The organism is Alphaproteobacteria bacterium SS10, from assembly GCA_019192455.1.
In the GTDB taxonomy this organism is placed as follows: domain Bacteria; phylum Pseudomonadota; class Alphaproteobacteria; order TMED2; family TMED2; genus TMED2.
Window position 1 is genome coordinate 825,198 of the sequence record JAHCML010000003.1, and the last position, 13,982, is coordinate 839,179.

A 13,982-nucleotide genomic window follows, 5' to 3' on the forward strand; every position below is an offset into this window, starting at 1 on the left:
TACCCCCGATGTTTGATCTGAGCGGTAAAACGGCACTGGTAACCGGTGCGACCGGTGGCCTGGGCCAATCAATTGCCAAGGGCCTGCATGGCGCAGGTGCGACCGTTATCCTGACCGGTACCCGTGAAGCGGTGTTGGCAGAGGTGGCTAGCGGCCTCGGCAATGACCGTGTGCATGTGGTGCCTGGCAACCTGAGTGCTGAAAACGGCCCGGAGACCCTCGCTAAAGCCGCAGAGGAAGCCGCCGGTCAGGTTGATATCCTGGTTAACAATGCCGGTATCACCCGCGATCAGCTGGCCATGCGTATGAAGGCAGAAGACTGGCAGCAGGTTCTCGATGTGAACCTAACGGCGCCCTTTGCCCTCGCTAAGGCGCTGCTGCGGGGCATGATGAAGCGTCGTTTCGGCCGCATTGTTGGTATCACTTCAGTTGTCGGTGTCACCGGTAACCCCGGCCAGGCAAACTATGCCGCCGCCAAGGCAGGCATGATTGGTATGTCGAAATCGCTGGCCCAAGAAGTGGCGAGCCGCGGCATCACCGTAAACTGCGTGGCACCTGGCTTCATCTCCACCGCGATGACGGACGCTCTAGACGACAAACAGCGTGACACCATGCTGGCCCGTATCCCAGCTGCAGCCTTTGGTGAGCCTGGTGATGTGGCCGCCGCTGTCGCTTATTTGGCAAGCCCGGAAGCGGGTTATGTGACCGGTCAGACCATTCATGTGAATGGCGGGATGGCCATGATTTAAAGCAGGCTCGGGGCGTAAGCCTGTGAACAACGGTGAGCATTGCTTGCCGTATAGTCGTGCGATCCCTCTTGGCGCCCCGCCAAAAACCATGGTAAGGGACCGCGACTTTGCACAAAGGCTGGCGCAGTTCCGCGCTGGTTTCCCAGTTGTAACCCAACAGCAAACACTCAGTTAGAAGGAAGGATTTGGCGATGTCCGATATTGCCGATCGCGTTAAGAAAATCGTCGTTGAGCACCTCGGCGTTGAAGAAGACAAAGTTAGCGAGAATGCTAGCTTCATCGATGATCTGGGCGCAGACAGCCTGGATACCGTCGAGTTGGTCATGGCGTTTGAAGAAGAGTTCGGGGTCGAGATCCCAGACGACGCCGCTGAGAAGATCCTGACCGTCGGCGACGCCATCAACTTCATCAAAGAGAACGGCGACTCCTAATCGGAGATGCCGTCTCGGCCGCGATTTTTGGCGGCCAGGCAGCCCTGGCACTGATGTTATTCGGCATCAGGGCTCGGGCCAGCGCCATTTGCTGGCCCCATTGTCTTAGAAAATGACGGGTATGTGAGGCTGCGTGGTCATCGATTTTGGCTGCGCGGCCCCGCTTCGCATGGTAACCCCTGCGATCCCGAGCAGCCCTGGTTGCTGCCTTACGATTTAAGCGTTCATGGTTTTAGGAGGTGCTTCGATGCGCCGTGTTGTCGTTACCGGAATGGGTATGGTGTCGCCGCTGGCGGGTAATCTGGCTGATAGCTGGAGCCGCTTGATCAAGGGTGAGTCCGGCATTTCTGCCGTTACCGAGTTTGATGTCAGTGATCTGCCATGCCGCATTGCTGGCCAGGTTCCAGACATTGCCGAGGGCAGCCACGGCTTCGACCCTGACCTCACCATGGCGGCAAAAGATCGCCGGAAAAACGACCGTTTCATCCTGCTGGCCATGGCCGCCGCTGATGAGGCGATCAAAGATGCCGGTTGGGCCCCCGATGACGACGAGGAAAAAGACCGTACCGGTGTCATGATCGGCTCTGGTATCGGTGGCCTCGGCACCATTGATGAGTGCTCCAAAACCTTGGAAGAGAAGGGCGCCCGACGTCTGTCGCCATTCTTTATTCCGGCCTGCTTGATTAACCTCGCCTCTGGCCAGGTTTCTATCCGCCACGGCTTCCGTGGGCCAAACCACTCTGTGGTGACCGCCTGTGCAACCGGCGCCCATGCGATTGGTGATGCGGCACGGATGATTGCGCTGGATGATGCCGATGTGATGGTTGCTGGCGGCGCTGAGGCTGCTGTTAACCGCCTTGGCCTTGGTGGCTTCTGCGCTTGCCGCGCGATGTCTACCGGTTTCAATGACACCCCAACCAAAGCTTCCCGCCCGTTTGATAAGGGCCGCGATGGCTTCGTCATGGGCGAGGGCGCAGGTATTGTCGTGCTTGAGGAGTATGAGCACGCAAAGGCACGCGGTGCGACCATCTATGCTGAGGTTGTCGGCTACGGCATGTCTGGCGACGCGCACCATGTGACCGCCCCGGCCGATGACGGCAATGGCGGTTTCCGCGCGATGAAGGCAGCGCTGAAACGTGCGGGCATCGATGCCGGTGATATCGATTATGTGAACGCCCATGGCACCTCAACACCGCTTGGTGATGAGATCGAAATCGGTGCGGTTAAGCGCCTGCTGGGCAATCACGTGGCGGATGTGAATGTCTCCTCGACCAAATCAGCCATTGGTCACCTGCTGGGTGCTGCTGGCGCTGTTGAGGCGATCTTCTCTGTTATGTCGATCCGCGATCAGGTGATCCCGCCGACCCTCAACCTGGAAGACCCCTCTGATGAGGTTGGTGGCATCGATCTAACCCCGCTGACCGCCAAAGAGCGCAAGGTTGAGGTTGCCCTGTCCAACAGCTTCGGCTTTGGCGGCACCAATGCCAGCCTGATCTTCAAGGCAGCAGCGTAATCGGGGCCCCCATGTCGGCCGCTGATACGCCAGAGCCTGATCAACAATCCCCGGATCCGAAACCGGTTAAGGGCCCCGTGCCGCGATGGGTACGTTACCTCGCGGGCGTAACCCTTATGCTTGTCACACTGGCTGGCTGTGCCGTTGGTGGTGGTCTGCTGTGGCTCAATGGCTGGGCAAATCAGGCCGGGCCCCTGGGTCGTCACACCTATGTTCAGGTGCCATCTGGCGCTGGGTTGAAGCAGATCGCTGGTTTGCTCGTTGAAAATGGCGTCATCGATAAGGACTGGCCGCTAATCCTCTGGGCAAAGCTGCAAGATACCGGCCGGAACCTTAAAGCGGGTGAGTATGAATTCCGCCCGGGCATGAGCCCGGAGGGCGCGCTCAACCTCATGCGGAAGGGCGAGGTGGTTATTCACCAGGTCTCCGTGCCTGAGGGGTTTACCGTCGCTGAAGTGATTGCCCGGTTGGATGAGAATGATCGCCTTTCTGGCGGTGTGTGGATCACGCCGCCTGAGGGCTCCCTCCTGCCTGAGACGTACAACTTCGAACGCGGAACCAGCCGTGCCGCCATGCTTGATCGCATGAAGGTGGCGATGGACAACACCGTTGCGGATCTGTGGGAAGGCCGTGCCGAGGATCTGCCGGTCAAGACGATGGATGAGGCGATCATCCTTGCCTCAATCGTTGAGAAGGAAACCAGCCTGCGGGCCGAACAACCAAAGGTTGCCGGGGTGTTCATCAACCGCTTGCGTAAGGGCATGCGACTACAGTCGGACCCAACAGTTATCTTTGCCCTGACAGAGGGGAAAGCCCCGCTAGGCCGCGCACTAACCCGCGCGGACTGGAAGGTCGACCACCCTTATAACACCTATCAGAACAAGGGGTTGCCACCGGGCCCGATCGCCAATCCGGGACGTAATGCCATCGCCGCCGTGCTGAACCCACAGATCCATAACTACATCTTCTTCGTGGCCGATGGGTCGGGTGGCCATGCCTTCTCCGTCACCTATGACGAGCATAAACGGAATATTGAGCGCGCGCGGGCAGCACGCCGGGCAGCACGGAACTAAGCCATGGGCCAGGACAAAGCACCAATCGCAAGCATGACCGGCTATGCCAGTGTCTCAGGCGGCGCGGAGGGGCTCCGCTGGATGATGGAAGTGCGCAGCGTCAATGGCCGAGGGCTGGATCTGAAGGTCCGCACGCCCTCAGGTTGGGAAGCAGCCGATGCGCTGATCAAGCAAACGCTTCGCGACAAGCTTGTCCGCGGCAATGTTAGCGTGACGCTGCAGGTGGAACGTGAGCAGCAAGGCAGCAGCTATCGCCTGAATGAGGCACTCGTGGGTGACCTAAACCATATGGCTGAGCAGATTGTTCGTCTGACCGGTCATGCGGTGTCACTCAACAATATCCTCAGCATCCGCGGTGTGATTGAAGAGGCGGATAGCAGCAAAGACCTATCCGGAGAGGTTGCGGCCGCGCTTGAAGTGCTGAAACCTGATGTGGTCGCTTTGGCCGAAAAGCTGGTCACAGCGCGGCGTGAGGAGGGCAATGCCCTCGCCAGCATTCTGGCAGGTCAGGCCGATAGCATTGAAACACTGGTTAGCAAAGCCGAGGCAACCGCCGGTGACGTGCCAAAAGCACTACGCGAGCGGCTGCTGGCCACCATTGGCGAGCTAACAGCCGAAACCGATATGCCCGTGCCGGAAGAACGGATCGCCCAAGAGGTCACGATACTCGCCGCCAAGGCCGATATTCGCGAAGAGCTGGATCGGCTCGCCGCCCATCTGGACGCACTGCGCAACCTTATGGCTGAGGGGCGGGGCATTGGCCGCCGCCTGGACTTCCTGGCGCAAGAGTTCAACCGCGAGGCAAATACCCTCTGTTCCAAGTCCAGCAGCATTGAGCTGACGAAGATTGGGCTTGAGTTGAAGACGGTGATCGACCAACTTCGCGAGCAAATTCAGAACATCGAGTAACCGTACGGGCCATTAACGGCCAATACGGGTGAGGGAGCGACAGCGTGGGACAGATTAGCCAGGATCCGGTGCCGGCCAGCAGTGGCCAAGATGACCGACCAGAGGCCCTCATCGCGCTGACTGAGCGGTTCCGCAAAATGGCCCTCGGCGATGATACGGAGCCGGTGGCCGCCGATGACGGCATTGTCCGCCGTGGCTTGATGCTGGTTCTCTCATCCCCGTCTGGTGCCGGTAAGACCACCATCTCCCGACGGTTATTGGATGAGAATGATGGGATGACCATCTCAATCTCCGTCACGACGCGGCCCATGCGCCCAGGTGAGATTGACGGCCGCGACTATTACTTCATCACCGAAGAGCAGTTTCAGATGCTGGTGGAGCATGATGAGCTGCTCGAACATGCCGCCGTGTTCGGTAACTACTACGGCACCCCAAAGGCACCGGTTGAAGCGGCACTGAGTGCTGGTCGTGACGTTCTGTTCGATATTGATTGGCAAGGCACCCAGCAGCTGGCTGAGAGCGCACGCCCAGATCTGGTGACTGTCTTCATCCTGCCGCCATCGGCGGAGGAGCTTGAGCGGCGCCTTAAAGCCCGGGCCCAGGATAGCGCCGAGGTCATTGCCAAGCGCATGGGCAAGGCCGCTGGTGAGATGAGCCACCATTCAGAATATGACTATGTAATCATCAACCGTGACCTGGATGAGAGCGTGGGCCGCGTTCAGACCATCCTTGAAGCAGAGCGGTTGAAGCGCGTGCGGCAGGGCAAGCTGATCGACTTTGTCCGTAAACTGCAGCAGGGCTGTTAAGCCGTTTGCAGTAAGGCCTCGGCTAGTCGTCGGTACTCGCCGGGTGCGAGGGCATCGGCCCGCATGGTTGGGGTGATGCCCAGCCCCTCCAGTAGCTCAACCGGTTGATCAGCGATTGGCTTAAGGCTGGCGCGCAGCATCTTGCGACGTTGGCCAAAGGCGGCGGCGGTCACCTTCTCAACCATGTCAAATAACGCGCCACTAATCCCTACCTCTAACGGGGCTAGGCGAACCACGGCACTGTCGATCTTTGGCGGTGGGGTGAAGGCACGCGCCGGAATTGTCATCACCAGGCGCACATCACAGCAAAGCTGCGCCAGCACCGATAAACGGCCATAGGCCTTACTACCCGGAGCGGCGGCGATCCTGTCCGCCACCTCTTTTTGGAACATGAGGGTCAGGCTCTCATAGGCCGATGCTTGTTTCAGCCAACCAACCAGCAACGGCGTGCCGACATTGTAGGGCAGGTTGGCGACGACGGCGCGTGGGGGTGGCACCGCCTCAACTGGATCGACGTTTAGGGCATCGCCCTCAATCACCTGCAAGAACCCCTCGCTGGCATCGGCCAGGCTCCGGTTCAGGGCGGCAAAGCGGTCGTCCCGTTCAATCGCGGTGACGCTAGCCACATCTGCCTCGACTAGGGCGCGGGTCAGGCCACCTGGGCCTGGCCCCACCTCAACCACATGGCAAGCTTGGCTCAGGCCAGCTTCCCGGACGATGCGCCGGGTTAGGTTGAGGTCGAGCAGGAAGTGTTGGCCCAAGGATTTGCGGGCCCATAGATCTTCAGCCTGTAACGCCTCTCGAAGCGCTGGCAGATCCTCGATGAGCGCCTGGCGGCCTGCTAGATCAAGCGGCATGTGCGGTGCGTTTCACGGCGATATCGGCGGCCATATTGATGGCTGCGATCAGGCTTTGTGGTCGGGCAATACCCTTACCGGCAATATCAAAGGCGGTGCCGTGGTCCGGTGAGGTGCGAATGAATGGTAGGCCCAGGGTCACATTGACGGTGTTGTCCATATCCAGGGTCTTAACCGGGATCAGCGCCTGATCGTGATACATGCAGAGCGCCACATCGTAGCTCTCCCGCTTTGATGCCTCGAACAGGGTATCGGCCGGGTGCGGGCCTGTGACATTGACCCCATCCTTCTTCAGCGCCTCGATTGCGGGCTCAATCTCGCGCTCTTCCTCCTGCCCCATCAGCCCGTTTTCACCGGCATGTGGGTTGAGGCCTGAGATGGCAAGCCGTGGCGATTGGATGCCAAACATATCGCGCAGATCGTTATGGACGATGCGGGCCGTGGTCTCGATCAGCCCACTGCGAAGGATCAACGGCACATTGGCCAGCGGGATATGAACAGTGATGGGCACGGTCTTCAACGAGGGGCCAGCCAGCATCATGACAGCGCGTTCGGTCTCAAAGCCCGCAACCTGTGCTAGATGCCCCAGATATTCGGTGTGGCCGGGATAGCGGAACCCCGATTGCAGCAGCACATCCTTGGCAATTGGGTTCGTAACCAGTGCAGCCGCATGCCCTTCAATCACCGCGGCGGTGGCGATGTTAATGCTCTCAATGATCGCATCGGCATGGGCGATGCTTGGCTTGCCAAGCTCGGCTGGCACCTTCATTGGCAAGGGCCAAACATGGATTGTTGACGCATCGCTGGCCGCTGGCAGCTCGCCTAGGCTCTTAATGGCCTCAATATTGATCTGAAGGCTGAGGGCGTCAGTGACACGCTGCAGGCGGTCCGGGTCATCCACCACAACCAGCGGGTGGCCCGCTAGGTCTAAGTTGCCGCTCAACACGGCTTGCAGCAGGATTTCACCGCCAATACCGGCGGGGTCGCCCATGGTGACGAGAATAGGCTTGGTCATGATGATAAGTTGGTAGGCTGTCAGAACAAGAATGCCCGCACCTTAATCCCAACCGGCCAGGGCAGGCGAGGCTTGATCAGCAGATTAGAGCCGCTCATCAATAAACGCTGCGGTCCTTAGGTCGCGTAGATAACGCTGCTGCAGTAGGTCCAGGCGTTCAAGTCCGATATCGCCGCGAATGGTCTCATCATCTGGCAGGCTGATTTCACCCTCTTCACGGTCACAGACCATGATCAGGGCAACAAAGTCACCCAGGGGCAGAGGGGCCGATATTTGGCCGGTTTCCAAGCCATTCACCACATTCTGGAATACGGGGTTCAGATCGCCCACCGCAACTTGCCCCATATCGCCTGATAGGCTGGAGGGGGAGGCATCAATCACCGCCTGCATGGCATCACAGCTATCAATCCCAGCGGCGATATTGGCAGCCTCGGCAACCAAGCTCTCACCAGAGAGTTCCTCGCTCGGCTCAACGATCAGCTGCTTCAGGCTTAGCTTAGCCGCCGCGGCATTGGCGGCTTCCCGCACCCGTCGCACGGCAATCAGGTGATAGCCTTCCTCAGTGCGGATTGGTGGGCTAATCCGGTTAACCCCGATGCGCGGTAAAACAACATCGATCTCAGGAGCTAACTGACCTGGCTGGATCCAGCCCAGGTTACCGCCCTGTTGTGCGCCGAGGCCTTGTGAGAACTGGGCCGCAACGGCAGCAAAAGGGGCACCACGCCGGATCTGCTCAACTAGTCGGATGGCCAGGCTGCGCACCGCCTCATCTTGTGCCGGGTTCTCAACGGGCAGGAAGATTTCCTGAACACCATAGGCGATCTGCCCCTGCTGTTGGCGAAGCTGCTGCTTGCGCATCGAGACATCATCTTCGGAGATGGTCACCTGCCGCCGCAGGCGTGCATTGATCACCTTCCGCCATGCGACGTCAGAGCCGACCTGCTCACGCAATGAGGTCAGCGGCACCCCGCGTCCCGCCAGCATGGACTGGAACTGCTCGGTTTCCATGTTATTGCGCTGGGCCATTAGGCCGAGCTCTTCCTCAATTTCCTCATCACTGATTGGCAGCTCCAGGCGGATGGCTTCTTGCCGTTTCAACTGCTCATCAATCAGGGTTTGCAGCACTTGCTCCTGCAGGCGGCGGCGGATCTCTTCATTGTCTTCCAGGCCGGCGGAAACAATAGCGATGGTCAGCCGGTCCCTTAGGTCTGATAGCGAGATGATGTCGTCATTCACGACCGCGGCAATACCCTCAACCTGCGCCGATGCTTTAACCGGCGTGGTCAGCAGGGCGAGCGAGAAGAGAAGGGCGATCAGGGAGAGGCGATTTAGCGTTAACATCGTTCGTCACATTATCCGTCTTCGGATTGCAGCAGACCGGCGATGCCGGTCAGTACGCTGCAGATAGCTGGAATCCAGGCGGCAACCAATGGTGGAATGGTGCCAGAGGTGCCGAGAGCCTGGGCCAGATCACGTAGGAAAAAGAAAGCAAAGCCGGTCACCAGGCCACCGGAGACCAGAAGCAGCGTCCCGCCCTTGCGTGGCGGGCGGAGGGAGAAGGCGGCGGCGATCAACACCATGCCGATAAACAGCAACGGTTCCGCCAATAGGCCGTAATAGTGGAGCCGGGTTCTGATCGCGGAGAAGCCCGTGCGTTCGAGCGTTTCGATATAGCCGGTTAGGGCCCAGAACGAGATCTGATCCGGCTGGGCGAAGCTCTCTTCAATTGAATTGGCGGTCAGCACCGTCGGGATTTGATAGCCATCAACCTGCCCTGGTGGGCGCCCAGCCTCATTCAACCAGGCATCACTAAAGATCCAACGACCATCGATCAGCTGGCCGGTTTGGGCGTCCAGGCGTCCCATAAACTCATTGCCCTCAAAGAATAGGGCGGTGGCATCCTCAATCCGCATGGTTTCAGGATCAATTTCCCGGGCATGGATGATCGTCTCGGTTAGGCCATCGGCCTCCCGCAGCCAAAGGCCAGAACCGGCGAGGTCGATACCGCTGTTTTGGCCCCGGAAATACTGGTTTTCCTGCTCAACAAACTTGGTGATCAGGACAGAGGAGATTGGGTTCAGGACCCCAACCTTCACCATGCCAAAGGCACCCGCTAGCACCAGGGCGGGCAGCAAGAACTGCCAGGCGGAAACACCGGCAGCCCGGGTCACGATCAGCTCATGGGTGCGGGTTAGGCGCCAGAACGCGTACATAGCGCCGAACAGGATGGCCAGGGGCACAATCTGCTGCCCAACCTCTGGCAGTTTTAGGAAGCTCATCTGCAGGACGGCGGTGACGTCCATATTCGCCTTCTTCGACGCCCGGCGGAACAACTCAAGCGTGTCGAACAGCAGGACGATACCCAGCAACAGGCCAAGCATCATCGCGACATAGTTGGCGAAGGTCGCCCCGATATAGCGGTACAGGGTAAGGGGTAGGCGCATCATGGTTCTACGCAGCCTCCCCACCAATATCGGCGGGCATGCTTAACGGTGGTGGTCGTTTCGCTGCGATATAACGATGCGCACCGGCTAGGGTTAACAGCGCCATGGTGGTGGCGAATGCTGGAATGCCATACATCGCGATCACACCAGACCAGCCGCGATTGCCCGCATCGCTGAGCCCGAGGGCGGCCGCTTCAAGCAGGGCGAGGGCGACAATGGCGGCCGAGATGCGGCGGGTTTGTCCGCGGCGGTTGAACTCCCCAGTCAGCAGGATTGCCAGCAGGGTCAGTGGGATGGCCAAGCCGTATAACGGTTGTGATAGCTGGGCATGCGCCTCGGCAATATAGCGCCGCATCGTCTCCGCATCCGTAGGTTCGGACGGGAACAGCAGCTGCCAGATGGTCCGTTCCCCCACTGCCGGGATGGGTTGTTCCGCATTTCGGGAAAACAGTGATAAATCAATTGTGTAGCGATCAAAGCTAAGCTGTTGAAGGCGGCCTGGTTGCGCCGTTTCTTCCTGGCGGACGCCGTTATAGACCACGACCTGCGGACCTTGTGGCCCCTCACGCAGAACGCCGCGTTCGGCCATGATAATGATCGGCGCTTCCTCGTTCCGGCTGTCCTCAAAGACGATGCCTTGCAGCTCACCACGCTCTTCCCGTTGCCGGACATAGAGTGTCATTTCCCGGCCCAAGGTATTGAAGACACCGGGGCGGATCAGCACGTCGGAGAACTCAGCCGTGAGCTGTTCCTGCTGCTGTTCAAACTGCCATTTAGCGGAAGGTTGGGCGTAGGTGTGCAGGGCGGCCAGTAACAGGGTGACCAGCAACGCCAAAAACAGGCCTGGTTGGGCAAGGTTCCACTGGCTGACACCAACGGCGCGCATCACCACCAACTCAGAATCATTCAACAGCTTATTGTAGACGAAGACGATGCCGATCCCTGCCGCGATGGGCAGCAGGACGGTCAGGAACCGGGGCAGGGTGAATAGGACTAGGGCCAGGAACTCGGTCAGGCCAGCACCGCCATTCACCGCGAGTTCTAGGAAACGCAGCGATTGGGTCAGCCATAGGGCCACCGCCAGGGTCGTGAGAATCAGCCCCGTTGCGACCAAGAGTTGGCCCAATATGTACAAATAAAGCTTCGGCATGTCCGATGCGGTATGTCGCGTTTCAATCGCTGGTGTCGAATTGCTGCCAATTCCTGGCGTGACAATGGCTGCGGGGATGGAAAAGCCCTCTGGCCACGCATGTCAAACATTGCCTCGCGCAAAAACATGACTAACGTAAGGCCGTGGCCACGCTTGTTAAATAGGAACCGGTCGAAGATGGCTGCTTCGTGATCTTATGTATCGCGAGGCCCGCTCCCCACCTTGCCGTTCTGGCAACCGACCTATCTGTTTAACTGTTAGCGCGTATGCTATCCCGCCCGCAGCCCCTGTGTCCTCAGGTGGCTTCCTAGAAGTATTTAAGGAAATCAAATGATTAAAGTGAGTTTCTCTGATCGCGCGCCGGCCAAAACAGGCACGCTGGTGGCCACGGTTTTTGCCGATGGGGAGATGGGCGCGATCGCGAAATCCGTGGATGAGGCCACCGATGGCCTGCTGACCAAGGTGATGGCGCGCCGCAACTTCGATGGCAGCGCCGGTAAGCTGCAGATGATCACCAAGCCCGCTGGCGTTAATTATCACGAGGTGATTCTTCTGGGCCTCGGGGCCGCTGATAAGTTCAGCGCCACGGATTTTGAAGAGCATGGCGGCAAGCTGTTTGCTGCACTGTCTGATGCAGGCATTGAGTCGGCTGATCTGGCGCTCGACCTGCCAGAGGGGGAACTTCCCCTGGAAGCGCCAGAACTTGCGGCTCGCATCGGGTTTGGCGCCGTGCTGCGCGACTACCGTTTTGAGAAGTACAAGACCAAGGCTGGCAAATCTGGTGATGATGCCAAGGACGACAAGGCTGAGAAGCGGCTGACCAAGCTCAAGATCGTGACCCGCGGCGTTGCCAAGGCCCGCACGCACTTCACGGATTTTGAGGCGGTCGCCGAGGCCGTGCACAAGGCCCGCGACCTGGTTAGCGAACCAGCAAACGAGCTGTATCCAGAGAGCTATGCGAAGCGCTGCAAAGAGCTTGAGAAGCTTGGCCTTGAGGTTGAAATCCTGGACCAGAAGACGCTTGAGAAGAAGGGCTTCAAATCCCTGCTCTCCGTCGGTCACGGTAGTGAGCGGGATAGCGCCCTGGTGGTCATGCGCTGGGCCGGTGCCGATGCTGGCAAACCAGCCAAGGGCAAGGCTAAAGGCAAAGGCAAATCCAAGAAGAAGACGGATTTCGATAGCGCCCCAATCGCCTTCATCGGTAAGGGCATCACCTTCGATACCGGCGGCATCTCCCTCAAGCCGCCAGCCGGTATGGGCGATATGAAGTGGGATATGGCGGGCTCCGCCGCTGTTGTTGGCGCCATGGCTGCGCTGGCAGGCCGGAAGGCCAAGGTGAATGCGGTTGGCGTCATTGCCCTCGCTGAGAACATGCCGTCAGGCCGCGCCATCCGCCCAGGCGACATTATTGGCTCCTTATCCGGGCAGAGCATTGAGGTGCTGAACACCGATGCCGAGGGCCGTTTGGTGTTGGCCGATGCGCTTTGGTACACCGAAGATCGGTTTAAGCCGGTCGCCATGATCGATCTTGCCACCCTGACCGGTGCGATCATCATCGCCCTGGGCAAGGAATTCGGCGGCATGTTCACCGATAGTGATGAGCTGGCCGACGGCCTGACCGCGGCTGGTAAGACAGTGGGCGAAAAGGTTTGGCGGATGCCCCTCGACCCTGCTTTCGACAGAATGCTGAACACCGATGCGGCTGACATGAAGAACATCGGTGGCCGTGACGCCGGCAGTGCCACGGCGGCCCAGTTCCTGAAGCGGTTTGTTCGCGATGTGCCATGGGCCCACCTGGATATCGCTGGCATGGCTTGGTCCGGTAAAACGACCCCCCGCACCCCGAAGGGCGGTACCGCCTTTGGGGTTCGGCTGCTTGATCAGCTGGTTCGCGATAATTACGAAAAGTAATTTAAGGTCAGCATCTTATGGTCGGTTCTGAATCTGCCGAAATCCGCTTTTACCATCTGCAACGCATGCCGTTGGAGAAGGCGCTGACCATGATCCTTCGCCGGGTGGTGGAGCGTGATCAGCGGGCGGTGGTGGTCGGCAGTGATGTGGCCAAGCTTGAGATGCTGGACACCCATCTCTGGACCTCACCACCAGAGGCATTCATTGCCCATGGCCGGGCCGGTGATCCGGCGATGGCAGGTTTTGAGGAGCATCAGGCCGTCTGGCTGGATGAGCAGCCCTCAACCCCAAACAAGCCACAAGTCTTGCTGCAGATTGATGGCGCTGAGTCTGACCTAGGCACCGTTTCGGGGATTGAGATTTGCTGTGATCTGTTTGATGGCAACGATGATGCGGCCGTCGCAGCCGCCCGTGATCGGTGGAAGCGATACCGCGACGGTGGATACCGCCTGACCTATTGGCAGGAGACCGAGCAGGGCGGCTGGGCCGAGAAGGCATCGCACCCACCAAAGGATGCCGCAGGCTAGGCCAACTGTTTCTGGCAGCTATGCCAGCGCTTGTCCTTACCCGCCGGGACCGTTATAAGCCCGCGCATATCCAGAGATTGGCGATCCCGCCATCCCCATCCAACGAATGAAGAGAGAGCATCCCAATGGCGGTTGAACGCACATTGTCGATCATCAAACCCGATGCCACCAAGCGTAACCTGACCGGCCAAATCAACAGCCGGTTCGAAGCTGCTGGCCTCCGCATCGTCGCCCAAAAGCGTATTCAATTGAGCAAGGCCGTCGCTGAAGGTTTCTACGCCGTTCACAGCGAGCGTCCGTTCTTCAACGACCTGGTCAGCTTTATGGTTTCCGGTCCGGTTGTGGTTCAGGTTCTCGAAGGTGAAGGCGCAATCGCCAAAAACCGAGAGATCATGGGCGCCACCAACCCGGCTGAAGCTGCTGACGGCACCATCCGTAAGGATTTCGCTGAGAGCATTGAAGCCAACTCTGTGCACGGTTCCGATGCACCAGAGACCGCTGCTGAAGAAATTGCATACTTCTTCGCAGGCACCGAGATTACGGGCTAAGGGTTTACTGGCCAACACCAGTTGATCCGAAGAATCAGAAACGGCCGGG

General features: G+C 59.1%; 14 protein-coding genes. 9 read left to right on the plus strand and 5 right to left on the minus strand.

The genetic code is table 11. From position 1 onward, the window contains the following. Nucleotides 1-8 precede the first annotated feature (8 nt). The 6 genes from fabG to gmk all read left to right on the plus strand — a co-directional run bounded on the left by fabG (nt 9) and on the right by gmk (nt 5,481). Nucleotides 9-749 carry a 3-oxoacyl-[acyl-carrier-protein] reductase gene (gene fabG, locus KI792_04205; protein MBV6632222.1) on the plus strand — a complete coding sequence of 247 codons (741 nt, stop codon included), beginning with the start codon at nt 9-11 and terminating at the stop codon, nt 747-749. 191 nt (nt 750-940) lie between these two features. After that, entirely contained in the window at nt 941-1,180 is a 240-nt protein-coding gene (locus KI792_04210; protein ID MBV6632223.1) for an acyl carrier protein, read from the plus strand. 247 nt (nt 1,181-1,427) lie between these two features. Then, nucleotides 1,428-2,693, plus strand: a complete 1,266-nt coding sequence (gene fabF, locus KI792_04215; protein ID MBV6632224.1) for a beta-ketoacyl-ACP synthase II — start codon at nt 1,428-1,430, stop codon at nt 2,691-2,693. Nucleotides 2,694-2,809: 116 nt separating this feature from the next. Next, nucleotides 2,810-3,766 (plus strand): endolytic transglycosylase MltG, encoded by a 957-nt coding sequence (gene mltG / locus KI792_04220; GenBank protein ID MBV6632225.1) that lies wholly within the window; start codon nt 2,810-2,812, stop codon nt 3,764-3,766. Between the two features lie 33 nt (nt 3,767-3,799). Continuing rightward, nucleotides 3,800-4,675 carry a YicC family protein gene (locus KI792_04225; protein MBV6632226.1) on the plus strand — a complete coding sequence of 292 codons (876 nt, stop codon included), beginning with the start codon at nt 3,800-3,802 and terminating at the stop codon, nt 4,673-4,675. A gap of 137 nt (nt 4,676-4,812) precedes the next feature. Next, complete coding sequence (gene gmk / locus KI792_04230; protein MBV6632227.1) at nt 4,813-5,481, plus strand: guanylate kinase; 669 nt, start codon at nt 4,813-4,815, stop codon at nt 5,479-5,481. Here the strand turns inward: gmk and rsmA are convergent. From rsmA to KI792_04255, 5 genes are all read right to left on the minus strand, one after another. Next, nucleotides 5,478-6,338, minus strand: coding sequence for a 16S rRNA (adenine(1518)-N(6)/adenine(1519)-N(6))-dimethyltransferase RsmA (rsmA, locus tag KI792_04235; protein ID MBV6632228.1), 861 nt, complete (start codon nt 6,336-6,338; stop codon nt 5,478-5,480). The genes gmk and rsmA overlap by 4 nt on opposite strands. After that, on the minus strand, nt 6,328-7,353 hold the full coding sequence (pdxA, locus tag KI792_04240; GenBank protein MBV6632229.1) for a 4-hydroxythreonine-4-phosphate dehydrogenase PdxA: 1,026 nt from the start codon (nt 7,351-7,353) through the stop codon (nt 6,328-6,330). Before pdxA ends, rsmA begins: the two co-directional genes overlap by 11 nt. A gap of 84 nt (nt 7,354-7,437) precedes the next feature. After that, a complete protein-coding gene (locus tag KI792_04245) occupies nt 7,438-8,694 on the minus strand; it encodes a peptidylprolyl isomerase (GenBank protein ID MBV6632230.1) in 1,257 nt (418 codons plus the stop codon). An 11-nt stretch (nt 8,695-8,705) separates the two neighbouring features. After that, nucleotides 8,706-9,800: an LPS export ABC transporter permease LptG gene (lptG, locus tag KI792_04250; GenBank protein ID MBV6632231.1), complete on the minus strand. Its 1,095-nt coding sequence runs from the start codon at nt 9,798-9,800 to the stop codon at nt 8,706-8,708. Nucleotides 9,801-9,804: 4 nt separating this feature from the next. Then, entirely contained in the window at nt 9,805-10,947 is a 1,143-nt protein-coding gene (locus KI792_04255; GenBank protein MBV6632232.1) for an LptF/LptG family permease, read from the minus strand. A gap of 333 nt (nt 10,948-11,280) precedes the next feature. On the opposite strand from KI792_04255, the gene KI792_04260 reads away from it, so the two are divergent. The 3 genes from KI792_04260 (at nt 11,281) to ndk (ending at nt 13,933) form a co-directional block, all read left to right on the plus strand. Continuing rightward, on the plus strand, nt 11,281-12,858 hold the full coding sequence (locus KI792_04260) for a leucyl aminopeptidase (GenBank protein ID MBV6632233.1): 1,578 nt from the start codon (nt 11,281-11,283) through the stop codon (nt 12,856-12,858). A 17-nt stretch (nt 12,859-12,875) separates the two neighbouring features. Beyond that, on the plus strand, nt 12,876-13,385 hold the full coding sequence (locus KI792_04265; protein MBV6632234.1) for a DNA polymerase III subunit chi: 510 nt from the start codon (nt 12,876-12,878) through the stop codon (nt 13,383-13,385). Between the two features lie 125 nt (nt 13,386-13,510). Next, nucleotides 13,511-13,933: a nucleoside-diphosphate kinase gene (gene ndk, locus KI792_04270; GenBank protein ID MBV6632235.1), complete on the plus strand. Its 423-nt coding sequence runs from the start codon at nt 13,511-13,513 to the stop codon at nt 13,931-13,933. Nucleotides 13,934-13,982: the final 49 nt, after the last annotated feature.

What these genes read in the sequence shown, in the direction of transcription:
- fabG (MBV6632222.1), top strand. Translation starts at nt 9, where the DNA reads ATGTTTGATCTGAGCGGTAAAACGGCACTGGTAACCGGTGCGACCGGT.
- KI792_04210 (MBV6632223.1), top strand. Translation starts at nt 941, where the DNA reads ATGTCCGATATTGCCGATCGCGTTAAGAAAATCGTCGTTGAGCACCTC.
- fabF (MBV6632224.1), top strand. Translation starts at nt 1,428, where the DNA reads ATGCGCCGTGTTGTCGTTACCGGAATGGGTATGGTGTCGCCGCTGGCG.
- mltG (MBV6632225.1), top strand. Translation starts at nt 2,810, where the DNA reads ATGCTTGTCACACTGGCTGGCTGTGCCGTTGGTGGTGGTCTGCTGTGG.
- KI792_04225 (MBV6632226.1), top strand. Translation starts at nt 3,800, where the DNA reads ATGACCGGCTATGCCAGTGTCTCAGGCGGCGCGGAGGGGCTCCGCTGG.
- gmk (MBV6632227.1), top strand. Translation starts at nt 4,813, where the DNA reads ATGGCCCTCGGCGATGATACGGAGCCGGTGGCCGCCGATGACGGCATT.
- rsmA (MBV6632228.1), bottom strand. Translation starts at nt 6,338, where the DNA reads ATGCCGCTTGATCTAGCAGGCCGCCAGGCGCTCATCGAGGATCTGCCA.
- pdxA (MBV6632229.1), bottom strand. Translation starts at nt 7,353, where the DNA reads ATGACCAAGCCTATTCTCGTCACCATGGGCGACCCCGCCGGTATTGGC.
- KI792_04245 (MBV6632230.1), bottom strand. Translation starts at nt 8,694, where the DNA reads ATGTTAACGCTAAATCGCCTCTCCCTGATCGCCCTTCTCTTCTCGCTC.
- lptG (MBV6632231.1), bottom strand. Translation starts at nt 9,800, where the DNA reads ATGATGCGCCTACCCCTTACCCTGTACCGCTATATCGGGGCGACCTTC.
- KI792_04255 (MBV6632232.1), bottom strand. Translation starts at nt 10,947, where the DNA reads ATGCCGAAGCTTTATTTGTACATATTGGGCCAACTCTTGGTCGCAACG.
- KI792_04265 (MBV6632234.1), top strand. Translation starts at nt 12,876, where the DNA reads ATGGTCGGTTCTGAATCTGCCGAAATCCGCTTTTACCATCTGCAACGC.
- ndk (MBV6632235.1), top strand. Translation starts at nt 13,511, where the DNA reads ATGGCGGTTGAACGCACATTGTCGATCATCAAACCCGATGCCACCAAG.